A 24,925-nucleotide genomic window follows, 5' to 3' on the forward strand; every position below is an offset into this window, starting at 1 on the left:
CTTCAATAAAATCTTGGAAAATTTATAGAAAGAATAGAAAATGCAAGAAAGAACAGGACAGATAGTCATAACTTGAAATTAATAAGCTGATTCTCAACTGAACATAATTCGTTGTGAATCAGCTTATTTTCTATAATAAAAGCAATGTTTTATACAGCAAAAATCTTAGCCCTAAATTTTTTGTAAAGCATTCTTTTCTAATAATGTCAAGCTCAATCAGAGCCAAATGGGCAAAATAGTTAAATCAAGATATAGCATATAATGCATCCTCATAGGCCGCTTTGTATGCTGCAAATCCTCTTTTTAGCTTTAAAGGTGAACTTTCAGTGACAGAGGAACCGCGTCCCAACATCCTTCATCCTATCCGTTGATATACTATATAGAGGCGAAGTTCTTTAAAGGGTCATCGCCCTCCCTGCTGACTAATGCGGACTGCAATTTTTACTTGAATTTATCATATTTTCTGTTTGCTAATCAATAATTTTGTTCCAAGTTCACAAAAAAGAACAATAAATTTTGTGAAAAACCCTTGATTCCCACAAAAGGATATGTTAAAGTAGTAACATCAAATCCAAGAAGGGAATCCACAGTCATGAGAAACTTATATTTCGCAGCAGAATATTACTTTTATTACTTTTTCTTTAGCGCAAGGGAAAAGTCGGTTTTGCTGCACAAAAAAGTTTTGAGTGATTGTCTATAATTAAAATCCTAAAATAATGACAAATTACTTGAAAAACTCCTGTAGCTTACCGGCCACAGGAGTTTTTTCATTTTTCCCCGAAGAGAATGGCAGAAGCCATGACATTAGAAGACAGGCCGGAGGCGATTCGCCCGAGGCAGATTTTGAAGGCAAGAGAAAGAGAGAGGTAAAGACATGATCACTACTTTAAAACCAGAAACAACAGAGGAACAGAGAATCCAATTGATTCAATGGTTCGAGGCGCAGGGCGTGCAGGTACACGAGTTTATCGGCGCATACCAGACAGTTCTGGGACTCATCGGAGATACCAGCGGCATCGACGTAGAGATGCTGGAGCTTTTAGACATCGTAGAAAAGGTAACACTGATTTCTGATCCATTCAAGAGCGCCAACAGGAAGTTCCATCCGGAAGACTCCGTCATCGACGTGTTGGGCGCAAAATGCGGCGGCGGACATTTCGCAGTCATCGCGGGACCGTGTTCCGTAGAGACCCCAGAGCAGATCAGAGAAGTGGCAGAAGGCGTCAAGGCTGCCGGAGCCACCATGCTCAGAGGCGGCGCCTTCAAACCGAGAACTTCCCCCTACGACTTCCAGGGTATGAAGGCAGAGGGCATCGAGCTGCTGCTGGAGGCGAAAAAAGCCACCGGCCTTCCCATCGTCACAGAGATCATGAACGCCAACCACCTTCCGCTTTTCGAAGACGTAGACGTCATCCAGGTCGGCGCAAGAAACATGCAGAACTTCGAAATGCTCAAGGAACTAGGCAGAACCAAGAAGACCATCCTCCTCAAGAGGGGTCTTGCCAACACCCTCAAGGAGCTTTTGATGAGTGCCGAATACATCATGGCAGGCGGCAACGAGAACATCATCCTCTGCGAGAGAGGCATCAGAACCTTTGAGACTTACACCAGAAATACTTTGGACCTTTCGGCAGTGCCGGTGCTTCATAGCCTGACCCATCTGCCGGTGGTCATCGACCCGAGCCACGCGACGGGTCATGCAAACCTTGTAAAACCTATGGCCTTGGCGGCGACCGCATGCGGCGCAGACGGCCTGATGATAGAAGTCCATAATAACCCGGCAAAGGCGCTCTGCGACGGACCGCAGTCACTGACTCCGGCACAGTTCAAAGACGTTATGGACCAGGTAAGAAAGATAAGAGAGGTGATCTAAATGAATATCGGAATTGTAGGACTAGGGCTGATCGGAGGATCTCTGGCAAAAGCCTATAAAAAAGCCGGTGCTACAGTTCTGGGGAGCGACCAAAACAATCTGACTACTGAATTTGCCAAGATGGCGGAGGCCATCGATGGAGAACTGGATGAAGCACACTTTAGCAAGTGTGACGTCATCTTTATCGCAATCACTCCGGTGGAAGCAATCAAGTGGATGGAACAGAATGCACCCAGACTGTCAAGAGAAACAATCATCATCGACTGCTGCGGAACAAAGCGCAACGTATGCAAGGCAGGCTATGACATGGCCCGCAGGTACGGAATCAATTATCTGGGCGGGCATCCCATGGCAGGAAAAGAAAAGGGCGGATTCAAGCACAGCAGCGCGGATCTCTTTGACGACGCGCCCTTCATCCTGGTGCCGGACGATCACAACAATCTGAACCTGATGTGCAAAGTGAAGAAGATCCTGCAGATGGCGGGATTCGGAAGAATTTCCTTCTCCACTGCGGAAGAACACGACAAAGTCATCGCCTTCACATCACAGATGCCCCACATTGTTTCCAACGGATTTATCAAAAGCAAAACTGCAATTTTGCACAATAAGAATATGGTCTCAGCCGGAAGCTACAAGGATTTTACCAGAGTAGCCTATCTGGACGAGAAGATGTGGACGGAACTTTTCATCGAGAATAGAGATAACCTGGGCGTGGAGCTGGCGGCTTTGATCGCGGAACTGCAGAAATACCAGCAGGCTCTGGAAGACAACGACCCCGAAGAACTGATCCGTCTGCTGAAAGAAGGAAAGGAATGCAAGAGCAAGGTAGATAAATTATGCGACTTGAACAGCTTGGAAGTGAAGCAAGAAAAATCATCAAAGGCGACAGCCTCGTCGTAGTAACGGACAAAAACGTAGAAAAACTATATTTGGACAGATGCATGGAAAGCCTCCGAAACGCAGGCTTCGAAGTGAAAAGCTATGTAGTACCGCCGGGAGAGGAGTCCAAAAGCGGCCAGACCTATCTGGAACTTTTGAACTTCCTGGCTGAGATTCCCCTGACCCGGTCTGACGCTCTGGTCGCCCTGGGCGGCGGCGTCGTAGGCGACCTGACCGGTTTTGCAGCGGCCACTTATCTCAGAGGTATCAAAGTGATCCAGGTGCCGACCACATTGCTGGCGGCGGTGGACTCCTCCGTAGGCGGGAAGACGGCCATCAATCTGCCGGCAGGAAAAAACCTGGCGGGCGCCTTCCATCAGCCGGCCCTGGTCTGCCAGGACGCGAGACTTCTCGACAGTTTGCCGGAAGATGTCTGGCAGGACGGCATGGCAGAAGTGATCAAATACGGCTGCATTGCCGACGCAGCCCTCTTTGAACTGCTGCAGGACAGAGAGGCTGCCGAAAACCGCATGGAAGGCATCATCCAGCGCTGTGTTGCCATTAAGAAAAAGTTTGTAGAAGAGGACGAACCGGATACCGGTGTCAGACAGTTGCTGAACTTCGGTCACACCATCGGCCACGCCATCGAAAAGGCGACGGATTTTGCGGTCAGCCACGGGCGGGCAGTGGCCAAGGGAATGGCGATGATGTCAGACCTGTCAGCAGAACAGGGATGGTGCAGCCGGGAAACGGCAGAGCAGATCACCAGCCTGCTTCGTATGTACGATTTTGATCTGAACGTTGCACAACCGGGCAAAATATTATATGATATCTGTATGGCTGACAAAAAGAGAAAAGGAAATTATATCGACATCGTGGTGCCTGAAGGAATTGGAAAATGCAGACTTCAGCGCCTGACGACAGAAGAACTGGGAGAACTGTTATGCGAAAGATAGACATCATACCGTCAAAATCGGACGCCCACAGAGCGCTGATCTGCGCTGCCCTTTCGACAAAGCCCTGCCAGGTGATCTGCCAGGCAGAGTCCAAGGACATCGCTGCCACGAGAAAATGCCTTGAGGCGGTGAAGGACGGCAGGGAAGAGATGTACTGCGGCGAAAGCGGATCGACCTTGCGATTCCTGCTTCCCGTCATGGGCGCGCTGGGACATAAGGCATCCTTTTATCCGGAAGGACGGCTGCCTGAGCGTCCCTTAAGTCCACTTTACGAGGAACTGATGGCTCACGGCTGCAGGCTGAGTCCCCAGGGGTCCGTGCCTTTTACCATAGAAGGACAGTTGGTCAGCGGTACCTATCATATTCCAGGCGACGTCTCCAGCCAGTACATCAGCGGACTACTCTTTGCACTGCCCGTTCTGGCGGGGGACAGCAGGATCGTGGTCAAAGGGGTTCTGCAGTCGAAGTCTTACGTGGATATGACGGTCAAAGTTCTGATGGACTTCGGCATAGAAATCATTGAGACGGCGGAAGGTTATCTGGTTCCAGGGGGGCAAGCCTATCAGGGACCGGAAAACTACCAGGTGGAAGGCGACTGGTCCAACGGCTGTTTCTGGCTGGCGGCGGGGGCACTTCTTCCTGAGGGCATACGCGTCAAAGGTCTCAATCCCCACTCCCTGCAGGGAGATAAACAGATTTTGGAAATTCTTGCGCAGTTTGGCGCAGTTGTAAATATAGAAGAAGAGGGGATCACCGTCAAAAAAGGGGAGCTGAACGGCATCCGCATCGATGCGAGGCAGATTCCCGACATGGTGCCGGCTTTGGCAGTGGTCGCGGCGGCCGCCACAGGAAAGACAGAAATTGTCAACGCCGAGAGGCTCAGAATCAAAGAGAGCGACCGGCTTAAGACCGTGGCAGAGAATCTGAAAGCTCTGGGCGCGGACATTGAGGAACTCGCTGCTGGACTGGTGATTCGGGGGAGCGGCGCGCTGTCAGGCGGCCAGGCGGATTCCTACAACGATCATCGCATCGCCATGATGGCGGGCATCGCATCGATCCTCTGCACAGAGACCGTCACGCTGAAAGGAGCTGACGCGGTAAACAAATCTTATCCCGGCTTCTGGGCTGATTTAGAAGCGCTTGAGCTGGCGGACAAGATAGAAAGGGTATAAAGCATGTCTTCGACTTATGGAACAAAAGTAAAGATTTCAATATTCGGCCAGTCTCATTCAGAGGCGATCGGCGTGACCCTGGACGGTCTGCCGGCAGGTTTCAGAATCGATATGGAAGAATTGCAGATGTTTATGGATCGGCGGGCGCCGGGGAAAAGCAAGTATTCCACGCCGAGGAAAGAAGCAGACCGGCCCGATTTTTTAAGCGGACTGGTGGGTGATGTGACCTGCGGTGCGCCTCTTACGGCGATCATCCGCAACACCAACACCCGCAGCGGCGACTACGACAATATCCGAGATATCCCAAGGCCGGGTCATGCGGACTTTACGGCCCACGTCAAATATGGCGGCCACGAGGATGTCAGCGGCGGCGGACATTTTTCCGGCAGGCTGACAGCGCCCCTCTGCATCGCGGGGGGCATCTGCAAGCAGATTTTGGCGGCGGCGGGAATCACTGTCGAGGCGGTCATCAAGGACATCGGCGGCAACAGCGAAGATCCCTACAGCGCCATCGACGAGGCGAGAGCCGCGGGAGATTCTGTAGGCGGCATTATCGAATGCACCGTCACCGGCATGCCGATAGGCATCGGGGAGCCCATGTTCGACGGCCTTGAGAACAAAGTGGCTCAGGCAGTCTTTAGCATCCCTGCCGTCAAAGGAATCGAGTTCGGCAGGGGTTTTGACGCCGCAAGAATCCGCGGCAGCGAAAATAACGACGAGTTTTATTTTGATGGGGGTGAGGTAAAAACCCGCACCAACAACCACGGCGGCATTTTGGGCGGTATCAGCTCTGGCATGCCGGTGGTCTTCCGCGTGGCAATCAAACCGACGCCGTCAATTTCTATAGAGCAGAACAGCATCAGCTACGCCAAAGGAGAAGATGCGAAGCTGGCTGTCAGGGGCAGGCACGACCCCTGCATCGTGCCGAGGGCGCTGCCTTGCGTAGAAGCGGCAGCCGCCATCGCAATTTATGATTTAATCAGATAAATAAGAGAGGTAAAGAAAATGAGCAACATAGAAGACTATAGAAAGAACATCGATAACATCGACAAAGAAATCGTAGAAAAACTGGAAGAGAGAATGAGAGTGGCGGAAAACATCGCCAAATTCAAGCAGGACAACAACCTTCCAGTCATCGATATCATCAGAGAACGAGAAAAACTTGAGGAAATTACAGAAATGGCTTCAGATGATATGGCATCTTACGCCAGAATATTATATAATACTATTATGGAGATGAGCAAAGACCACCAGAGGAAGATCACCAATCAGGACACCCCTCTGGTAAAGTCCATCAAAGCCGCACTGGAAGAAACGCCGAAAGTATTCCCGACAAAGGCCACCGTTGCCTGCCAGGGAGTGGAAGGCGCGTATTCTCAGCAGGCTTGCGACAAACTTTTCAGAATGCCGAAAATCATGTACATGAAGAATTTCAACGGCGTCTTTGCCGCCATCGATCAGGGGCTTTGTCAGTACGGAATTCTGCCGGTTGAAAACAGCACGGCTGGTTCTGTCAACCAGATTTACGATTTGATGTTGAAGTATAATTTCTATGTTGTAAAAAGCGTCAAGCTGAAGATTGACCACAGTCTTCTCGCAAAGAAGGAAACCAGAAAAGAAGATATCAAAGAGATTGTCTCTCACGAGCAGGCAATCATGCAGTGCGACGATTATCTCAAGGCATTTCCAAATGCCAAGATAACCATCTGTGAGAACACGGCGGAAGCTGCCAAAATGGTAGCCGAATCCGAAAGAAATGATATTGCAGCGCTGGCATCCTATTCCTGCGGCAAATTATACGGACTGTCCTGCCTGCAGGAAGCCGTACAGGACAACGGAAACAATTATACCAGATTCATCTGTATCAGCAAAAAGCTGGAAATCTATCCTGGCGCTGACAAGACAAGTTTAATGTTAGTAGTATCCCATACACCGGGATCACTTTATAACGTATTGGCCAGATTCAACGCGCTGGGCATCAATATCTTCAAACTGGAGAGCCGTCCGCTTCCACAGAGAGACTTCGACTACATGTTCTATTTCGACATCGACTCCGAAGTACACTCTGAGGAATTTGTAAGGCTGATCAACCAGCTAGAGGAACTGAGCCATGAGTTCAAGTATTTAGGAAGTTATATGGAGATTTAAGATGAAAAAATTTGGATTAATTGGTGAGAAGCTGGGACATAGTTATTCACCACTAATTCATAGCAAATTTGGCGACTATGAATATGAATTATGCGAGGCGAAGGAAGAGGAGCTGGAAGCTTTGCTCAAGAAAGAGGAGTACGGCGGCTTCAATATTACGATCCCTTATAAGAAAACGGTGCTGAAATTATGCGACGAAATTTCTGATACCGCCAGGGCCATCGGCAGCGTCAACACCATAATTCGCAGTGAAGATGGAAAGCTGAAAGGCTACAACACCGATTATGATGGGTTTATCTACCTGCTGAAGGCGGCGAAAATCGATGTCAAAGGCATGAAGTGTATGGTCCTGGGAAGCGGGGGTGCTTCCCTGACGGTACAGACGGTGCTCGCTGATATGGGGGCGTCTGAGATCGTAATCATCTCTCGCAAAGGCGAAAATAATTACGAGAACATCAACCGCCACTTTGACAGTGAGATAATCGTCAATACAACGCCTGTGGGCATGTATCCAGGCAACGGCAGAACGCCTGTTAATCTTGACGACTTCAAAAACTGCCGTGGCGTGGTGGATCTCATCTACAATCCAAATAAGACAAAGCTGGTTTTGGATGCTATGGCAAAATCTCTGCCTGCAACTGGCGGATTAGCAATGCTGGTTGCGCAGGCCAAGGAGTCCAGTGAGTTTTTTCAAAACAAGAAAATAGAAGACGAAGAAATTGAAAATGCCATCGATGAGGTCAGGAGCGAGACACTCAACGCCATTTTGATCGGCATGCCGGGAGCGGGCAAAACCCTGCTGGGCAAAGAAATCGCTGATCGGATGGGGAGAGAATTCGTCGACATTGACGACATGATCGTAGAACACGAGGGGATGTCAATTCCGGAAATCTTTGAGAAAAAGGGCGAATCCTACTTTAGAAAAGTTGAGACAGAAATGCTGGAGCAGGCTTGTGTGAAAACGGGACTGGTCATCGCCACTGGCGGCGGTATCGTCAAAAAAAAGCTCAATTATAATATTATCAAACAAAACGGCGTCGTCATCTGGATCAAAAGAGATCTGGACAAATTGGAGACGGACGGAAGACCGCTGTCTCAGTCGATGCCTCTCGATCAGATGTACGAGGAGCGGAAAGACGCTTATTCCTATTGGAGCGATTTCTTTATCAATAATAATGAGGAGAGAGAATGATGAAAGTTCTGGTGATCAACGGGCCCAACATCAACATGCTGGGCATCAGAGAGCCGGAAATATACGGAAAAGGTACATATGACGATTTAGTCGGCATGATCAAAAGCGCGGCTTCCCGCCTTGGTGTGGAAGCCGCTTTTTTTCAATCTAACCATGAAGGCGCAATCGTAGACGTTATTCAGGAAGCCTATGGAATGTATGATGGAATCGTCATCAACCCGGCAGCCTATACCCACACCAGCGTGGCAATCCTGGACGCCCTGAAGTCAGTGGGCATTCCCACTGTGGAAGTACATATTTCCGATGTTTCTGCGCGAGAAGATTTCAGGCAGGTTTCCTATGTAAGGTCTGCCTGCATCAAGACGATTGTGGGCGAAGGCTTTGAAGGTTACATCCATGCCATGGAGGTGCTCTGTGAAAAAAGAGAAAAAGAAGACTAACGTCCCTTGGCTGCAGCTTATTGTAGGGGCGGTGCTGGGCGTGTTTTTTGCGGAAATCATCTTTTCCACTACGCGAAGCCTGGAATGGTTTGCTGTGGGATTTTTCTCTTTGATCCTATCCTTCTACCTGCATATCATCCTTCATGAAGGGGGTCATCTGGTCGCAGGACTTGCCAGCGGCTATAAATTCGTTTCCTTCCGGATCGGCAGCGTCCTGTGGATTAAAATTCAGGGCAAAATCCGCAGGAAGAGGCTGAGTCTTCCGGGCACAGGTGGGCAGTGTCTGCTGGACCCGCCTGCCATGGATGGCGGTAGGTTTCCAGCGGTTCTCTATAACCTGGGCGGCGGCTTGGCGAACTTGATTTTTGCTGCTGTTGCCTGCGTCATTGCTTTTGCCATAGGCACGGTAGCGGCCAAGGTGATACTGCTGCCCTTTGCCCTTGTCGGCATCTATTTGGGAATCATGAACCTGCTGCCGATGAAAATGGGCGGCATTGCCAACGACGGTTACAACATCAAAATCTTTCGCAAAGATGCAGACAGCGCTAGAGCTTTTTGGATTCAGATGAAGGTCAATAAGCTGCAGAGTGACGGCGGCAGGCTGCGGGACATGCCAGAGGAATACTTTGATCTGGCAGATTCTGAAGAGAAGGGAAATCCTCTGATAGACGGGCTCAAGGTCTTTCGCTTCCAGAGACAGATTGACGAGAAGGATTTTGACGGAGCCAGGGAAACAGGGCAGAGGCTCCTTGAGGATACGGCGCTGCTGGGCCTCTATAAGAATGTTCTTCGGCTGGAGCTGCTGTATCTGGAGTTGATCGGCCCGTGCAGGATGGAGGAGGTCGAGAGCCTTTACACCGAGGAGACGAAAAAGTATCTCAAGATGGCAAAGGGGAATCCCAGCTCTCATAGGATAAGATACGCCTATGCCGTGCGTTATGCCCACGACGAGGCTGACGCTGCAAAAGCAAAGAAGAAGTTTGAGAAGACGCTGAAAGACTATCCCATGCTGGGTGAAATTCAGCTTGAGAGAGAATTGATGGAGGAGATTTGAGATGAGAGTTTATTGTTATTCCAAGTGTTCAACCTGCAAGAAAGCCCTTGCCTGGCTGGACGAAAATGATGTGAGCTATGAGCTTTTGGACATCAAAACGAATCACCCGGGGCTTGCGGAACTAGCGGCAGCTTACGAAAAGAGCGGACTGCCTCTGAAGCGGTTCTTCAACACCAGCGGAAATCTTTACAAAGAAATGGCGCTGAAAGATAAACTGCCCGAGATGAGCGAGGAAGAGCAGTTGGCCCTCCTTGCTACAGATGGCATGCTTGTAAAACGGCCGCTAGTCATCGGGGACGATTTTGTTTTAACGGGCTTCAAAGAAGCGGAATGGAAGGAAAAGGTACTCTAAATGGATAGGGAACAGGAATTACGAGAAATCAGGGAAGCCATCAATGCAGGGAATCTGACGCTGCAGTATCTGAACCGGGCGCGGGAGGAACTGAACGCAGCTTCTAACTTCGGCATCGCCGATATGCTGGGCTTTGACTTCATCGGCGGCATCGGCAAGCACATGAAACTGAGCAACGCGCAGAAGGAGATGGAAGCGGCAAAGAGACAGGTCATGTGTTTCCAGAAGGAGCTGAGAGATGTGAGTGACATCTTGAATTTTCAGGTGGACATCGGCGGATTTTTGACCTTTGCTGACTTTTTCTTTGACGGCATCCTGGCAGATGTTTTTGTCCAGTCCAAAATCAATGATGCAAAAAAACAGGTGGACAACGCGGTCTATCACATTCATCAGATTATGACTGATCTATATAGGATGGAAGCCAACGTGAGGTAAAAATGGTATATTTGGAAGAATTCGAGCTGCCCAGTTATGAATTTGAATGTAGATTTTTTGGGGGTCAGAAGAGAACTTGCTATGATACATTCTATCCGTTTGACATTTTTCCGGAGAAAGATTTAGAAGAGCTTTCTTTTGAGCCGATTACGATTTTCTATGGCAGCAACGGCTCCGGCAAGACGACTTTGATCAATGTCATTGCTGAACACCTTTCTGCCAGCAGGGATGCAGCTTATAACAAGAGTAATTTTTTTGACCTCTATGTGACCGGATGTCGGGCGCGATGGCAGTACGGCTACCAAGACAGCACGGTCATCACCAGTGACGATGTCTTCGACTATATTTTTAATGTCAGAAATATCAACGATGGAGTGGATGTCAAAAGGGACGAATTGCTGGAGGAATATTTGGACTTGAAGCATACCCGCTTTCAGATGCGTTCTCTTGATGATTACGAACAATTGAAAAAAGTTAATCAAGCCCGCCGCCAATCGGGTTCACAATTCGTGCGTAAAAATCTGATGAAGAATATTCCGGAAAAATCCAACGGGGAAAGCGCGCTGATGTATTTCACCAACAAAATCCAGGAGAATCAGATATACCTTTTGGACGAGCCGGAAAACAGTCTGTCAGCGGAATACCAGCAGGAACTCTTGCAGTTCATCGAGGATTCCGCGCGCTTCTTCAACTGCCAGTTTATCATCGCCACCCATTCTCCGTTTCTTCTGGCGGCAAAGCATGCGAAGATTTACGATCTGGACGCTAAGCCTGTCGTCGTGAAGAGATGGACGGAGCTGGAAAACGTGCGCCGCTATTTTGACTTCTTCATGGCCCATGCAGAGGAGTTCTGAGCAATCGGACTTAGTGATAAAAACTGGTGGAATCAGCCGAAACGGCGCAAACGTCTATTTTTAGGAACCGTTACGCCGTTTTTTTGTTAGAAAAAAGATTTAGAATGAAGAAATGATTGATGAATATCCTATATCTGGCAAAATGTGGATGCTTAATTTGAACAATCGCCCATTTGCAAAGAAAAATACTGTCTGCAGTGCCTGTTTTGCATTAAAAATGGTGAATTTATCTCTCGAATCTGCTTAAAAACGGCGCTAGGTATTGAAGAAAGCATACTTTGCGCCGTTTTGCGTTGACAGCCGCATTATGTCCGGCGGCGCCTTTTGACCAACCCGGCGGCAAAGAGCAGTGCTGCTGCAAGAGAGGAGAAGAACGTCAGATAAAACCCATAGTGGGCGGTGCTGAAGCTGACGGCAAGATCCAGCCGTCCGGTAATCCCCCTGATATGCCAGGTCAGAAACTGGAAAGCACAGGAAGCTGGAATCAGCAGCAGGGCGATCAGATTGACGATGTCGACCATCTGGGAACGATCCCTGAGCAGACTGAGGATGATGGAACCGACCAGACCGGAGAAGAACAGCGGCGCAACGAGGAAGTCAAGACCTGTGGTGTAGTCTACACTTCGATTGAAGTACAGCCACGGCAGAAATATGCCGACGACGCTGCAAAGCAGCAGAAGCAGGATTAATTTGTTAAAGGGATAATTTGATTTCTTAACGCTCATCCTAAATAACCTCCTTTTGAATCATAAAACTTATGCAAAGGCGTGCGCATATAAAGGCATCAAAGTCATGATCAGGCCGAATACGGCAATAATCAACGGTATATAGTAATGTTCGTTACCACTGATTTTTCTTGTGATGCCTGATGCCAGGCCGAATACGAACATGCAGGGCCAAAGGATGAATCCATAAATTGATATTGCGACAAGTATTTGCATGATGATTGCTCCCTTTCTTTATTTATAAACAGCATAGTATAATATGTATTAGGTGTCAACAGTAGAGTGGAAAATTAAGAATTATTAAGGATTTGACGCAGGATCGCTGTCATGAACACAGAAAAAAATGAAGATACTTTAGTACGCAATTATAAGGACAGCGTATTTCGTATGTTATTCAACGAGAAGAAAAATTTGATTGAGCTTTATAATGCGCTTTTCGATGCAGACTATGATGAAGACACGCCGTTGGAATTTGAGACGATTGAAGAGGTGCTGTTCAAAACCATCAAGAATGATATCGCATTTACGATTGAAGATCGTTACATCGTTCTAGTAGAACATCAATCTACTATTAACGAAAACATGGCTGTCCGAGATCTGGTTTACTTTTCGACCATCATACAGAACATGTTTTCCAACAAAGATTTTTATAGAAGAAAAGCTTTGATTCTTCCCAATCCATTTTTTATCGTGCTGTATAACGGCACAGAAGAGTTACCGGATTTTGAGACGATTCGTCTGTCAGACCAATATAGACTAGAAGAAGAGAATCCTGCTTTACAGCTGACCGTAAAGGTGTATAATGTAAATGAAGGAAGCGCAACGGAGTTACTGAACAAATGCAAGATATTGTGGGAGTACAGCAGATTCGTTGCCATTGTTCGAAAATATGCGGAGGAAGGCACGATGAATAACGAAGTCGTACAGAAGATATTGAAGGAATGCAGAGAGGAAGGCATTCTGACTGAATTTCTCGATAAACATGGAGAAGAGGCCGTTAACATGTTGTTTTTGGAGATGACAGAGGAAGAAGCCAGGGAGCTTTCCAAGGAAGACGGATTTAGTGAAGGGTTTGATGAAGGAATACAAGAAGGTATGCGTTTAACCGCGCAGAAAATGAAACAAAAGGGCATCGATCTTGCGGTTATCGCAGAATGTACAGGCCTTTCAGAGCAAGAAATCGAAACCCTATAATATAGAATGTAAAGTAAAGCTGCCCCGCAGGCCATCGCTGCTGAGAAGGGGCAGTTTTTTTCTGAAAAGAAACGTAGATTTAGTAATGCATGGGATGATTCGAAAAATATCATAACCTTGCTATTTTAAAGAGAGTTGGAAATTAACAATGAAAATCAAATCATCCAGTTATATCAGAAATGATTATGCAGATTTATCGTCTTATTGCAGGGAAACCGGAGAACCAGTCTATTTAACCTAGAATGGAGAGGCCGATATTGTGGCATTGAGCGTAGAAACTTATGAGCAACTGCAGAACAGAATCAAGAATTTGGAAGCCAAGTTATTTTTGATGATAGAATTTAAGAATGCAGAGGAGTATAACCACCTTCATCAAAGACATGAGGGAACTGTTGAATTACTTATCAGAACGCAGTCTCTCGCCTGCCAGACAAACAAGAAGCCGTATTTTTCAAGGAATTTCCTTGCTCACTGAATTCCCTCTACCTGGTAAAAGCGTGGATGAGGTTTTGATGCCTGGGCGAAGATACCTGATTATTGAAGAATATATCGTCTTGTATGTGATTTCTGAAGAAGTAATTCACATACAGAGGCTGGTCAGTGAGAAGCAAGACCTATTTTAGATATCTCTGACTGTCTGCGCCCTTTTCCGCTCCAGCACCCAAGTCATCAGTAGTGCGGATACAGGTACCACCAGACAGCAGCCGATACCGCTGATAGAAATAGAGATGAATTCCTGGCAGAAGGATTTGCTGTTGATTAGTTTGACGAAGGAATACTCGCCGGCATACTGAATCATCAAGGTCATGTACTCGGCAATATAGATGTAGAAGATCGTATGAATCGAAGTGCTGAGCACCGCTTTGCTGACAGAGAAGGCAGAGGTCAGAAGCTGCGCTTTGGAGATGTTTTCATTGGAACTGCGTATTTCGTAAATAGACGATGTGATTGCAACTGCAATATCGGTAACCGCTCCAATCAAAGCGATGATCATGACGGAAATTTGTAAGGAAAGCATATCGATACCGATATTCCTGGTGTAGCCGTTAGAATCGGTAATTTCATACTGCTCGCTGGTAAATCCCTGAATAGAGGCGCGGCCTGCAATAGAATAGACAAAAGGCACCACGACGAGGATGACAAGGATTACGGAGAGCAGGGCGGTCTTAGATTTGATGTTGGCCTCTTCCGGGATAAAGAGGGTGATGCAGGCGATGAGGATGCAGGCGGCAACGGTGATCAAAATTGGATCTAAGCCTCTATAAATTAGAAAAACTGCAAGCAGTAGAAGGCCGGCATTCATCGCGGTGGAAAGAATAGATTTGGAGCCTTTGTCACCGCAGATCAGTAAGATTAATGTAATTAAAATAGCAGTAAGTACAATTAACATTTTTTCGCCTTTCGTTGCTGTTTATAATAGTAGGCAGCCAGAAATCCCGATATTGGAATGGACAGAACCACTCCGATGCTCCCGACCAGGAACCTGGCCAGCTCAAAGAACACGTGATATTTGAGTATAGTCAGCACCGCGATGCCGTTGCGCATGGACAGGATGAAAAATGGCAGGCTTGCTGCGATATTGGTAAAAAACATGATATTGATCATGGTTCCGACCACGTCATCACCTACATTGCGACAGGATTTGATCAAGGTTTTGCTGTTTAAATCCGGCGTATGGGATATCATTTGATTAACAGTCATAATGACGGTGACGACGACATCCATAATTGCGCCGAGGCACCCGATCAGCAGCTCCGACAAGAAAATATAGCCGGCGTCCACGGGATCAAATGGCTGCTGCAGGTAATCCATAAATGTGTAGTCAATTTCACTGAACTTCATGACAATTGCTGCAATGGCCGTGGTTACTGCGACTGTAATCATAGTTGCGACAAAAGAAAGCAGTGTTTTTTCACTGATACCGTGCATAAAAAACAGCAGCATGGCAGTGAAGAATATGACCATAGGGATGGACAGCGCTAGAATGTTCGTCCCATGATTATAGAGAACCAGCATGTAGTAAAATACAATCATATTGAGAACCAAACTAAAAATAGTTAACGTGCCTTTCTTTCCGTCAATCAAAAGGAAGAGACCGAATAGAAGGGTCAGCACCAACACCACGTAATGGTCGCGCTTGATGCCGGCGACTTTGCCAATCAGGGGGCCATCATTAGACGAACTTTCCAAAGATTCGACGAAGACATCATCTCCTGCCTTGTATTTGGTATCGTAAACCGTGGATTCAGCATAGGTATTGGTCAGCCTCACAGTCTTTCCCTTGTGGATTCCGTTCATCAGCTTGGCCGTAATCGTCTGCTCGTAATACTTTTCCTCATATTCATGGGTTCCGTCAAAGCCTGTTCGCGTTTTTACATGAGTATCTTCTACCGCAGTGACCTTTCCTATGGTCGCCTGATAAAGACCGTAGTCGTTCTTGACCAAAAAAAATATGACAGCTGTAATCACGATGAACAGCAGTAGGCTGCAAAGCCATTTTTTCTTTTTTTCATCTATATGCAAGAGACACCTCCATAAAAATCCAAAAACAATCATATCACGAAACTGTGAAGATATGATAAATTTTTGCATTTTCTTTCCTTTTGATGTATGTTATACTGCATAATAGATTAATTTTGGAGATGATATAGAAATGAAAAAAAGGGTATTGGCGCTAATCGCCTTAGTCGCTGCAACGACAGGAGCAGCCATAACGGCTTTTGCTCTGGAGATCAATCCGCCGATGACCAATGTCATCGGCTCTTACGGATCAATTTTGGCCGCTTTGATTGCGGCAAAGATTTTTAAAGTTTCTGACGGCCTTTATTACGCCGGTCTGGCTTTCGTATTTTTTGCTTCGCCGATGGGATCAGTTATGGATTTGTATAGATCTTTCGGCCCTTATGACAAAATTGTCCACTTTTTTAGCGGCATTCTGCTGGCTACCTTGGGCATGATGATTATTACATATCTGCTCAAGCGTTTTGGTCTTACAGACGAAAAGCAATTGGAAAAACTGATGATTCCAGCTGTCTGCTTCGCGTTTTTCTTTTCCAGCGCTGGGGCTGGAATTTGGGAAATCTTTGAGTTTACGGCAGACAAGCTGGCCGGAGGCGGCATGCAGAGAGGCATGGTGGATACTGTTACTGATATGATTGCAGGAAATGTAGGCGCTTTGGTCTATGCTGCCTTTTCGTTGGCAAAGCAACGCGGAAGAAAAGGAAAGAGTGAGAAAAGAGAAGCCATATCGTAGATTAGGAATTTAATCTTACAAACGAAGCAGTGTAAGAATGCACTTTCGGAAGGCATCCCGCTCAAAGTGAAAAGCTTGAAAAGCGTCGGCGTTGCGCATGGAATAGGTGTTCATCAGGCAGTGCATTGCGTTGGCAGTGGTAATCGCCTCTTCTTCCGTAAATTCGGCACAGTATTTCTTAATCAGTTGATACAGCATCTGCCGATATTTCTTTGATGACTGGTTGATATGGGGAAAAGAATCTAGTTTTTGGGAGACTGCAAGAGACGCATAGATGGCGTACAACTTGTTGGTCGTCTCATTTTTCGAGAAGTTTTCGTTTTCCGCAAGCAGATAGTCCATGGCAGAGAGCAGGGAGGTGGTCTTTTCCACCTCTTTTAAAGTGCGTTCAATGTTGGCACCGGCGTAATCGTCCCAGATTTCAGCAAAGATGGCTTCTTTTGATGCAAAATGACGGTAAAAAGCGCCTACGGAGAGGCCGGTTTTGTGTGTGATTTCTTGTATTGACGACGCTTCATATCCTTTACTTAAAAACAGGTCGAGAGCCTGTTTTTTTAATTCTTCGTGGGTTCTTTGGTACTTTGGTGATGTTCCGTTCATTGTATTCTCCTCTGTTTCTTCATTGTTTTTCAGTATAGCACTGAAAAAGCAGTACTGTCAATCGCCAGAAATGTATTAGTGAATTAAATTCACAAAATAATTGCAATGCATGATATGCCGTGCTATAATGAAAATATAAAAGCGAATCATGTTCACAAATGAGAGGAGGAACCTGTTATGAGTCAAACAGAGTTTTCAAAGCTATTGTCACCTGGAAAAATTGGCACGATGGAGCTGAAAAATAGAATCGTGCTGCCGCCGATGGGTACGGATGCTGGAGAGGAGGGGTTTGTTACCGAACCGATTATCAATCGCTATGCTGCCAATGCGAAAGGCGGCACCGGCCTGCTTATCACAGAAGTAACTTGTGTGGATCCACCCTTGGGTATCAACACGGTACACTATATTGCCCTCAGCGATGACAAATACATACCGGGATTTCAAAAGCTGACGGACACCATTCACAAATATGGAGCCAAATGTGCCATCCAGCTGAGCCACGCGGGAAGAGGCGCCAATCTTTCCGTCCTCCATGCACTGGGGCAGCCGGCGACGGCTCCTTCAGAGGTGGCGATGCCTTACAGCTTTGTCACCGGACTGACGGGAGAAACGCCGCGGGCTTTCACCCACGACGAAATTGTGGCACTGGAAGATAAGTATGCGGATGCAGCTGTCCGTGCAAAAAAAGCAGGCTATGATGCTGTGGAGATTCACGGAGCAGGTTACTATCTGGTAGCCCAGTTTTTCTCCTCTACGGCCAATCAGCGAACCGACGAGTATGGCGGGAACGCATATAACCGGGCAAGATTTGCCTGCAACATTATACGCAAGATCAAAAAACGCTGCGGCAAAGATTTTCCTGTCATGATCAAGATGAACGTCATTGACGGCGGCCGCAACGGCGGTGTCACGCCGATAGACGGACTTTACAACTGCTATCTGGTGCAGCAGGCTGGAGCCGATGCTATCGAAGTCATCGCCTGTAATTGGAGCGATGTTGCAACACTTGAAGACATACCGGCCGGTGGTCAGCCAAAGGGAATGGCACTGCCTCTGGCTGGCATGGTCAGAAAAGCCATGATTGCCGAAGGTGAGGAGCGCCCCAATATGGAAGGCAGAGGCTTACCTGCCATCACGATTCCACTGATCGCCGGAGGCAGAACCTATGATCCTGTCATGGCGGAAGGTGCATTGACTTCCGGCATAGCCGATTTCATTCATATGGGCCGTGGCATGATTACTGAACCAGAGCGGCCGAACATGATTGCAGGCGGCACCTATCCATATGCGCGACCTTGCATTGGATGTCAGAAATGTATGGATAATCAGCTGATGAATGACGGTGAGCTGATTTGCTCTGTCAATGCGGTTTTAGGTCACGACAACAACGACGATTCTCTGCCTCCTGCGGAAACAAAGAAGACGGTCATGGTCATTGGCGGCGGCCCTGCTGGCATAGAGGCAGCAAGAGTAGCCGCCATGAGAGGTCACGATGTGACGGTATATGAGGCGGAAGATCGCCTGGGCGGCCAGCTGATTCCGGCTGTCGTACCGCCGTATAAAGAAAATTTGGCGGACTATATCCCCTATATGGAAAAGCAGAGTGAGTACAGAGGATTCCACGTAGTAACTGGCAAAAAGATCACCAGAGAGGATGTAGAAGCCCTAAAGCCTGACGCAGTGATCGCTGCCACAGGGGTCATTCCTGCATCCTTACCGATATCTGGCTTTGAGAAGGCACACGTATATAACGCAAAGGAGATTCTCCTGGGCGCGCCTGCAGCAGACGATGTGGTCATCATCGGCGGCGGAACTGTAGGCTGTGAGACTGCAGAATATCTGCTAAAGGCAGGAAAACATGTTACAGTGGTGGAAATGACAGATCATTTGATGACGAATATGGTGGAAACGACCAGATTTGTACTGAAGTCACACATCAAAGAACTGGGCTGCGCGATTCTGCTGAAAACGAAATGTAAAGAAATCAGAAATCAGGAAGTCGTGGTCGAAGGTCCAGCAGGAGAAAAGATCATACCTGCAGGCACTGTGGTCATCGCCACAAAAGACAGACCGAACCATCAGCTTGCTGATGAGATCAGAGATCTTTGTGCTGAGGTCTATGTTGTCGGCGACGCCAGCGAAGTGGGCAGCGTCATGGAAGCGGTGCGCACGGGTTATGTGGCCGGAAAACAAGTTTAAGTAAATCATTATACATAGAAAAAACTGCCGGTCAGGCAGTTTTTCTTTGTTTATGTATAATTGGGGTAAAGGAGGATGGAAGAAGTAAAAACATCTTCGTTATGGGAAAATTCAGCAATGCCGCCGTACTTTGCCGCGGCGGCTTTGATGCTGGACAGCCCTATGCCTTCAGCGTAATTTCTGCCCGCCTTGGTTGAAAGATATCTGCCATCATCTCGAAGCACGATATTTCCAAAGTTGTTTTCCATGCGGATGAATATCTTTTCGTGCTTCTCCACGACTTTGAGTCGAATGAACTGCTCTGAACTGGCGTCGAGGGCAGCAGCAATTGCATTTTCCCAGAGATTTCCTAAGATTACGGCAAGATCACTGCCGGATACGCCGGGATTCTTAGACAGAGACAGGGAGAGGATTGTCTTGATTCCTGACTGTTTTGCCAGGGCCTGATAGCGGCTGCAGATCGTATCTGCGGCAAAGTTGCAGCACAAAGGCGGCTGTATATTCTTGCTGATGGAATCCTCGTAGTCCTGCAGATATTCCCGCGCCTTTGCCACATTACCTTCTGCCAGGAGACCTTTCAACACTTCTACATGCTGACGCCGGTCGTGACGAATTCTTCTCATTTCCTCTGCGTGAGCTTCCAGATCCTCCATACGGGTCTTCTGCAGATCAAACTGATGAGCCAGGAACTTTCTGCGTTCCTGTTCTCCGATAGCCTTCTCTGCATTATTCAATGCGCTGGACATCTGAGAATAGGTCAGGAAAGAACAGAAAACGATAAAGCCCTTCAGGATACAGCTGACAGCAACGCCAACCATATCTCCTGGAAGAATTACGCTTTGCAGCCATAACAGAAAAGAAAACATCACTGGAAGAATACAGAGCCTCCACATATGTGGGATAAACAGCCTCCTGACCTTCAGATAGAGCTTTCGCATGTAACAGTAAAAAGGATACCAGAATAGAATGAGGGGCGAGCCAAAAAATAGAACATCTTTATAAATATAGAGACCAGAGGACGCCGCTGGCATCCAGATGGCATAGAACAGGTAGGAGACAGACGCGCAGAAAAAGAGAAAGCTGAAGGTCATGCAGATGAGGAAAAAGAGCCAGATGCGGTTTTCCTTTGTAACTTTGTACAAATACTGCCAGCCACACAGGATGCACACGCCATACATGAAAATGTAATAATCCTCTCCCCAAAGTGCAACACAGGCAGAAAAAACACATCCATTAAGGCTCGCGAATATCAGGCTCTGGATCAGAATTATGGACCATTTTTTTATTAATGCATCTCTTACGACACAAAAACACAGCAGAGCAGCGCTGCCGCTAATGATAAAGGTAACTAAAAATGCAGACAGATAAGATTCTAGCACGTCTCGTCCTCCATTTTGCTGAATAGGTAGTCCAGATAAATATTTTTGATCTGGGAACGTTTATCTCTGGAAATTGGAATTTCGCGATTATCCTTCATAAGAAAGACCTCCCCTTCAATGCGCTGTACGTAATTCATATTAATTAAAAAACAGCGATAGCATTTGAGAAAAGTGTCGCTGGGCAAAGTCTGTTCCAATGCTGTCAGCGATTGGGTAACGTTAATCTCTCCTCGTATGGTGCTGATGATGGTCTTGTGACCGTAGACTTCGATATAGCGGATGCCATCAACATCTACGTTCAGTTCAGAACGTCCGATATTGACCCTTATGTATTTTTTCTCTAACTCTCCAATTTTATTGCAGCGGCCAACTGCCTCACAGAAGGATTCCCAGGTTATCGGTTTGATTAGGTAATGAGCAGCCGCAAGATCAAAACCTTCTGCATAGTGTTCACGGCTGGTAGTCGTGAAAATGAGGGTGCCGTTATATCCTTTGCCTCTGAGGATGTTTGCAGCGTCAATACCTGAGGCGCCCTCCATATAAATATCCAGGAACAAAATGTCTGCATGCATCACTTCTTTGCTCTGCAGTAAAGCGCCGGCATTTTCATACTGTAAGGTCTGTAATTTTAATTTCTTTTCTTTCCCGTAGCGAGCGCAGTATTCTGTAAGTACTCTGCGATCCTCTGCAAGATCGTCACAAATCAAAGCCAGCATTAGAACACTTCCCTTCAATAATCGTTTTTTACAGTATACCATGATTTACGTCGCTTTTGCGGTATTTTCCATACGGTTTAAGGTGTTATTCAACGGCTTAAGTAATTTGTTTCTCTAACTACTTGACCTGTCGTAGTAGTTGTGTTATGATGAGACTATAAATTACTACGACAGTCGTACTACTATAGTCGTAATAGAGCTTGAGGTGAGAATATTGATTAGCAGTGACGTTATCAGAGGGTACAACGATACCATCATCCTGTTTCTGCTCATGGATCAGCCTTCTTACGGTTACCAGGTTTCCAAGATGATCAGAGAGCTTTCCGAAGAAAAATATATCATCAAAGAGACGACGCTGTATTCTGCTTTTACCAGACTGGAAAAGAATGGGTATGTGGAATCCTTTGCAGGAAGAGGTGAATCCGGCGGCAAACAGAGGACCTATTACAGGATAACCGAAGAGGGAAGACGATACTATGAAGAGAAATGCTTGGAATGGCAAGTGACAAAAGAAGTAGTAGAGAGATTTATCAGAAAGAAGGAGCTATAATGGAGATTATTTTAAATTACTTAGACAGCATGTTTACACAGCTTCCGGACACGGAAGAAGTCAGAAAAGCAAAAGGGGAAATGGCTTCAATGATGGAAGACAAATATGTAGAACTGAAAGCGGAAGGCAAAAGCGAGAACGAAGCCATCGGTATCGTCATTTCGGAATTCGGAAATATGGAGGAATTAATCAGAGAACTGGGAATCAGGGAGAAATCCGCGCCTTCCATTACAATTAACGAAGATAAGAGAAAGCCATCGATGAAAATCAACTTGAGTCGGGGCAAGGAGTATCTGGACGACATGAGGCAGTATGCCAGAAAGATTGGAATCGGCGTAGTGCTCTGCACCTGCTCTCCCATTCTTCTCATCAACAGTGGCGTACGAACTGATGCTGCCGCGCCGACAGCCATGGGACTAATCGTGCTTTTCGGCATGGTTGCTGCAGCGGTCGTTCTTTTCATCGTCAATGGGGTTTCTATGTCGAAATACGAATACCTGCAGCAAGAAGTCTTTGAACTGGAACCGGGCGCTAAAACTATATTTGGGAAAATGCAGGAGGAAGCAAGATCAACTTTCGGACGGAAAATGGCAATAGGTGTCAGCCTTATCATTATCGGCGTGATTCCAGCAATTGTCGCAGGGATTATCTTTGACGAGTCACAAGCCGCAAAGATTGGCGCTGCCGTTTCACTGCTGCTATTATTCGTAGCGGCAGGCGTCTACATTCTAATTACAGCCGGCATGCCCTATGGGTGTTACGACGTGCTCCTGCAAAAAGGCGACTATACAGTTGAAAGGAAGAAAAACAAACTGATCGACAAGGTTGCGGCAATTTACTGGCCCTTGATTGTTGCTATTTACTTAGCTTACAGCTTCCTGACGGAGGACTGGGGCAGGAGCTGGATCATCTGGCCGGTGGCAGGCGTGCTCTTCGGCGCCATCGCCGGAATCTGCAGTATCAGTTCGAAGAACGAAAATGATCGCTGAACAAGGGATGGTCAGGCGGATAAAAGGTAAAAAACGACATGGCCAGTGCGATGAGAAAGAGCAGCAGACTGCCGGACAGATTTGCTGCTGGCAGAACGCGAAGATTGCTGGCAGTCAAATAGTAATCCAGACCAAAAGCAGTCAATGTGGCAATTACGAAAGCAGCCATACCTATTCGGCAGACATTCCTTCGCAAGGCCTTTACGGATAAATTTAATAGCAACACGATGATAAACATCCCGGCGAAGAGGGAAACCGCTTTGATCGGGATGAAATTTTTTTCATACTGTCCATAATGTTCATATTCTACCAGTACCCAGAGCATGTACGGTGTAAAGAGCAGCTTCAGATGTTGAAAGACACTGCTGTTGACAGGAGCCAGGACTGCGATAAATGGATTTTTATCAGACCACTCATATGTATGCTGCAGTATGATACCGATTATCATGGTAAAAAACACGCCGTAGATTTTTATCAAATAAATCACCTCATCATATTGTATGTCGTGCTTGCTAATCTGTGCCAAATGTTATACAATATTAGGCAAAGATTTTATCGTAAGGAAGTGAAATAATGACGGATTATAAATTCAATACCAACTGTATCCAGGCAGGATACAAGGCAGAAAGCGGGCAGCCACAGGTACTGCCTATCGTTCAGAATACTACATACAGATATTATAACGCTGAGGATGTAGCAAAGCTCTTTGATCTGGAAAGTGCAGATTTCATGTACACAAGGCTGGGCAGCCCTACGGTCAACGCATTAGAAGCAAAGATGGCGGCATTAGAAGGCGGTACTGCGGCAATTGCAGCTAGCGCAGGCCAGGCGGCAAACCTGATTACCATGCTGAATATCTGCGAAGCGGGAGATCACATTATCGCCTGCGCCAACATCTATGGGGGAACGCACAATCTCTTTGGCGTGACCATGAAGAAGATGGGCATTGAGACAACCTTTATCGACCAGGATATTACCAAGGACGAGATCGTCGCTTTGGCAAAGGAGAATACCAAGGCGCTCTTTGGCGAATCTTTGGGCAACCCTGCTCTGACTGTTCTCGACATTGAGAAGTTCAGTGCTGCAGCGAAGGAAATCGGCGTCCCTCTTGTAGTGGACAACACCTTGGCATCTCCGTATCTCTGCCAGCCGCTGAAATACGGAGCAGATATTGTCACTCATTCGACAACCAAATGGGCTGACGGCCATGCCACTTCCGTAGGGGGCATGGTTGTGGAAGGCGGCAGTTTTGATTGGAACAAATATGCCGACAAGTTTCCAGGCATGGTAGAACCAGACGAGAGCTATCACGGCATCAAATATTACGAGAAGTTTGGTAAGCAGGCCTTCTGCCTGAAGCTGAGAGCCCAGATGCTGCGCGATTTGGGATGCACCATGTCTCCGATGAACGCTTTTCTCACCTTCCAGGGTCTTGATACCCTGCATCTGCGCATGGAAAGACATAGTGAAAATGCCATGGCGTTAGCTGAGTTCCTGCAGAAGCATTCGAAGGTAGATTGGGTCAAATATCCCGGACTTCCCGGCGACGATGACTACGAAAGAGCACAGAAGTACCTTCCTAAGGGAGCCAGCGGCGTCCTCAGCTTTGGTGTCAAAGGCGGTAAGGCGGCAGGCGAAGAATTCCTTAAGAATTTGAAGCTGGCCAGCATCGTAGTGCATGTGGGAGATATCCGCACCAGCGTGCTTCACCCAGCATCCACTACCCACAGACAGCTCAGCGAAGAAGATCAGCTTGCAGGAGGCATCAAGCCAGAGCTGATTAGAGTGTCCGTCGGTTGCGAAGACATCGAAGATATCCTGTCAGACTTTGACCAGGCTTTATATCAAGTAAAATAAGAATTGTATAATAAAGAAGTGCTATTGAAATCCATTAAGCTGAAATGAAAAACACCCCAGACTTAAAAAAGTTTGGGGTGTTGTACTTCGCAAATTGTCAAGTGCTAA

General features: G+C 47.0%; 28 protein-coding genes. 20 read left to right on the top strand and 8 right to left on the bottom strand.

The features are described 5' to 3' along the window. Positions 1-874: 874 nt before the first annotated feature. From aroF to BN6539_RS12985, 12 genes are read left to right on the top strand one after another with little or no spacing between them, the layout of a single operon-like run. A complete protein-coding gene (gene aroF, locus BN6539_RS12930; protein WP_067539264.1) occupies positions 875-1,873 on the top strand; it encodes a 3-deoxy-7-phosphoheptulonate synthase in 999 nt (332 codons plus the stop codon). Beyond that, complete coding sequence (locus tag BN6539_RS12935; protein ID WP_067539267.1) at positions 1,874-2,773, top strand: prephenate dehydrogenase; 900 nt, start codon at positions 1,874-1,876, stop codon at positions 2,771-2,773. It begins immediately after the preceding gene. Then, positions 2,710-3,708, top strand: a complete 999-nt coding sequence (gene aroB, locus BN6539_RS12940) for a 3-dehydroquinate synthase (protein ID WP_067539270.1) — start codon at positions 2,710-2,712, stop codon at positions 3,706-3,708. Before BN6539_RS12935 ends, aroB begins: the two co-directional genes overlap by 64 nt. Further along, the gene (gene aroA, locus BN6539_RS12945) at positions 3,696-4,880 is read left to right on the top strand and encodes a 3-phosphoshikimate 1-carboxyvinyltransferase (protein ID WP_067539273.1); all 1,185 of its coding nucleotides are present in this window, start codon (positions 3,696-3,698) and stop codon (positions 4,878-4,880) included. The genes aroB and aroA overlap by 13 nt, the downstream gene beginning before the upstream one ends. Positions 4,881-4,883: 3 nt before the next feature. Then, positions 4,884-5,867 (top strand): chorismate synthase, encoded by a 984-nt coding sequence (locus BN6539_RS12950; protein ID WP_067539276.1) that lies wholly within the window; start codon positions 4,884-4,886, stop codon positions 5,865-5,867. An 18-nt stretch (positions 5,868-5,885) separates the two neighbouring features. Continuing rightward, entirely contained in the window at positions 5,886-7,028 is a 1,143-nt protein-coding gene (locus tag BN6539_RS12955) for a bifunctional chorismate mutase/prephenate dehydratase (protein ID WP_067539279.1), read from the top strand. Position 7,029: 1 nt separating this feature from the next. Continuing rightward, positions 7,030-8,220, top strand: a complete 1,191-nt coding sequence (locus BN6539_RS12960; protein ID WP_067539283.1) for a shikimate kinase — start codon at positions 7,030-7,032, stop codon at positions 8,218-8,220. Beyond that, complete coding sequence (gene aroQ, locus BN6539_RS12965) at positions 8,217-8,660, top strand: type II 3-dehydroquinate dehydratase (RefSeq protein ID WP_074038124.1); 444 nt, start codon at positions 8,217-8,219, stop codon at positions 8,658-8,660. The genes BN6539_RS12960 and aroQ overlap by 4 nt, the downstream gene beginning before the upstream one ends. Next, a complete protein-coding gene (locus BN6539_RS12970) occupies positions 8,635-9,714 on the top strand; it encodes a zinc metalloprotease (protein WP_067539289.1) in 1,080 nt (359 codons plus the stop codon). Before aroQ ends, BN6539_RS12970 begins: the two co-directional genes overlap by 26 nt. A 1-nt stretch (position 9,715) precedes the next feature. Continuing rightward, a complete protein-coding gene (locus tag BN6539_RS12975) occupies positions 9,716-10,066 on the top strand; it encodes an arsenate reductase family protein (RefSeq protein ID WP_067539292.1) in 351 nt (116 codons plus the stop codon). Further along, the gene (locus BN6539_RS12980) at positions 10,067-10,501 is read left to right on the top strand and encodes a hypothetical protein (RefSeq protein WP_067539294.1); all 435 of its coding nucleotides are present in this window, start codon (positions 10,067-10,069) and stop codon (positions 10,499-10,501) included. Between the two features lie 2 nt (positions 10,502-10,503). After that, positions 10,504-11,355: an AAA family ATPase gene (locus BN6539_RS12985; RefSeq protein ID WP_067539299.1), complete on the top strand. Its 852-nt coding sequence runs from the start codon at positions 10,504-10,506 to the stop codon at positions 11,353-11,355. 305 nt (positions 11,356-11,660) lie between these two features. Here BN6539_RS12985 and BN6539_RS22405 read toward each other — a convergent pair whose 3' ends face one another. Further along, positions 11,661-12,080, bottom strand: a complete 420-nt coding sequence (locus BN6539_RS22405) for a hypothetical protein (protein ID WP_148484492.1) — start codon at positions 12,078-12,080, stop codon at positions 11,661-11,663. A 30-nt stretch (positions 12,081-12,110) separates the two neighbouring features. Next, positions 12,111-12,296 carry a hypothetical protein gene (locus tag BN6539_RS12995; RefSeq protein WP_067539307.1) on the bottom strand — a complete coding sequence of 62 codons (186 nt, stop codon included), beginning with the start codon at positions 12,294-12,296 and terminating at the stop codon, positions 12,111-12,113. A 111-nt stretch (positions 12,297-12,407) separates the two neighbouring features. Here BN6539_RS12995 and BN6539_RS13000 point away from each other — a divergent pair, with 111 nt between their 5' ends. The 3 genes from BN6539_RS13000 (at position 12,408) to BN6539_RS23470 (ending at position 13,897) form a co-directional block, all read left to right on the top strand. After that, complete coding sequence (locus BN6539_RS13000; RefSeq protein ID WP_067539310.1) at positions 12,408-13,274, top strand: RpnC/YadD family protein; 867 nt, start codon at positions 12,408-12,410, stop codon at positions 13,272-13,274. Between the two features lie 259 nt (positions 13,275-13,533). Then, positions 13,534-13,749, top strand: coding sequence for a hypothetical protein (locus BN6539_RS22640; protein WP_067539313.1), 216 nt, complete (start codon positions 13,534-13,536; stop codon positions 13,747-13,749). Then, positions 13,655-13,897 carry a type II toxin-antitoxin system RelE/ParE family toxin gene (locus tag BN6539_RS23470; RefSeq protein WP_369907454.1) on the top strand — a complete coding sequence of 81 codons (243 nt, stop codon included), beginning with the start codon at positions 13,655-13,657 and terminating at the stop codon, positions 13,895-13,897. The genes BN6539_RS22640 and BN6539_RS23470 overlap by 95 nt, the downstream gene beginning before the upstream one ends. Here BN6539_RS23470 and BN6539_RS13010 read toward each other — a convergent pair. Then, the gene (locus BN6539_RS13010) at positions 13,894-14,664 is read right to left on the bottom strand and encodes a YibE/F family protein (RefSeq protein ID WP_067539316.1); all 771 of its coding nucleotides are present in this window, start codon (positions 14,662-14,664) and stop codon (positions 13,894-13,896) included. The genes BN6539_RS23470 and BN6539_RS13010 overlap by 4 nt on opposite strands. Beyond that, on the bottom strand, positions 14,658-15,797 hold the full coding sequence (locus tag BN6539_RS13015) for a YibE/F family protein (protein ID WP_067539319.1): 1,140 nt from the start codon (positions 15,795-15,797) through the stop codon (positions 14,658-14,660). The genes BN6539_RS13010 and BN6539_RS13015 overlap by 7 nt, the downstream gene beginning before the upstream one ends. A 130-nt stretch (positions 15,798-15,927) precedes the next feature. On the opposite strand from BN6539_RS13015, the gene BN6539_RS13020 reads away from it, so the two are divergent. Next, the gene (locus BN6539_RS13020; RefSeq protein ID WP_067539322.1) at positions 15,928-16,527 is read left to right on the top strand and encodes a DUF2238 domain-containing protein; all 600 of its coding nucleotides are present in this window, start codon (positions 15,928-15,930) and stop codon (positions 16,525-16,527) included. Positions 16,528-16,542: 15 nt separating this feature from the next. On the opposite strand, the gene BN6539_RS13025 is transcribed toward BN6539_RS13020, so the two are convergent. Then, on the bottom strand, positions 16,543-17,127 hold the full coding sequence (locus BN6539_RS13025; protein ID WP_067539325.1) for a TetR/AcrR family transcriptional regulator: 585 nt from the start codon (positions 17,125-17,127) through the stop codon (positions 16,543-16,545). 177 nt (positions 17,128-17,304) lie between these two features. Here BN6539_RS13025 and BN6539_RS13030 point away from each other — a divergent pair, with 177 nt between their 5' ends. Next, complete coding sequence (locus BN6539_RS13030) at positions 17,305-19,326, top strand: oxidoreductase (RefSeq protein WP_067539328.1); 2,022 nt, start codon at positions 17,305-17,307, stop codon at positions 19,324-19,326. 50 nt (positions 19,327-19,376) lie between these two features. Here BN6539_RS13030 and BN6539_RS13035 read toward each other — a convergent pair whose 3' ends face one another. Both BN6539_RS13035 and BN6539_RS13040 read right to left on the bottom strand, forming a co-directional pair. Further along, positions 19,377-20,705 (bottom strand): GHKL domain-containing protein, encoded by a 1,329-nt coding sequence (locus BN6539_RS13035; protein WP_067539331.1) that lies wholly within the window; start codon positions 20,703-20,705, stop codon positions 19,377-19,379. Next, entirely contained in the window at positions 20,699-21,463 is a 765-nt protein-coding gene (locus BN6539_RS13040; protein ID WP_242869413.1) for a LytR/AlgR family response regulator transcription factor, read from the bottom strand. The genes BN6539_RS13035 and BN6539_RS13040 overlap by 7 nt, the downstream gene beginning before the upstream one ends. A gap of 163 nt (positions 21,464-21,626) precedes the next feature. Here BN6539_RS13040 and BN6539_RS13045 point away from each other — a divergent pair, with 163 nt between their 5' ends. Beyond that, positions 21,627-21,971, top strand: coding sequence for a PadR family transcriptional regulator (locus BN6539_RS13045; RefSeq protein WP_330385086.1), 345 nt, complete (start codon positions 21,627-21,629; stop codon positions 21,969-21,971). Continuing rightward, a complete protein-coding gene (locus BN6539_RS13050; RefSeq protein WP_067539340.1) occupies positions 21,971-22,960 on the top strand; it encodes a permease prefix domain 1-containing protein in 990 nt (329 codons plus the stop codon). Before BN6539_RS13045 ends, BN6539_RS13050 begins: the two co-directional genes overlap by 1 nt. Here the strand turns inward: BN6539_RS13050 and BN6539_RS13055 are convergent. After that, positions 22,932-23,438, bottom strand: coding sequence for a DUF6512 family protein (locus BN6539_RS13055; protein ID WP_067539343.1), 507 nt, complete (start codon positions 23,436-23,438; stop codon positions 22,932-22,934). The two genes, BN6539_RS13050 and BN6539_RS13055, sit on opposite strands and share 29 nt — an antisense overlap. Before the next feature lie 95 nt (positions 23,439-23,533). Here BN6539_RS13055 and BN6539_RS13060 point away from each other — a divergent pair, with 95 nt between their 5' ends. After that, positions 23,534-24,817 carry an O-acetylhomoserine aminocarboxypropyltransferase/cysteine synthase family protein gene (locus BN6539_RS13060; RefSeq protein WP_067539346.1) on the top strand — a complete coding sequence of 428 codons (1,284 nt, stop codon included), beginning with the start codon at positions 23,534-23,536 and terminating at the stop codon, positions 24,815-24,817. Positions 24,818-24,925 lie beyond the last annotated feature (108 nt).

It is taken from the genome of Emergencia timonensis, assembly GCF_900086585.1.
Taxonomy (GTDB): Bacteria; Bacillota; Clostridia; order Peptostreptococcales; family Anaerovoracaceae; genus Senimuribacter; species Senimuribacter timonensis.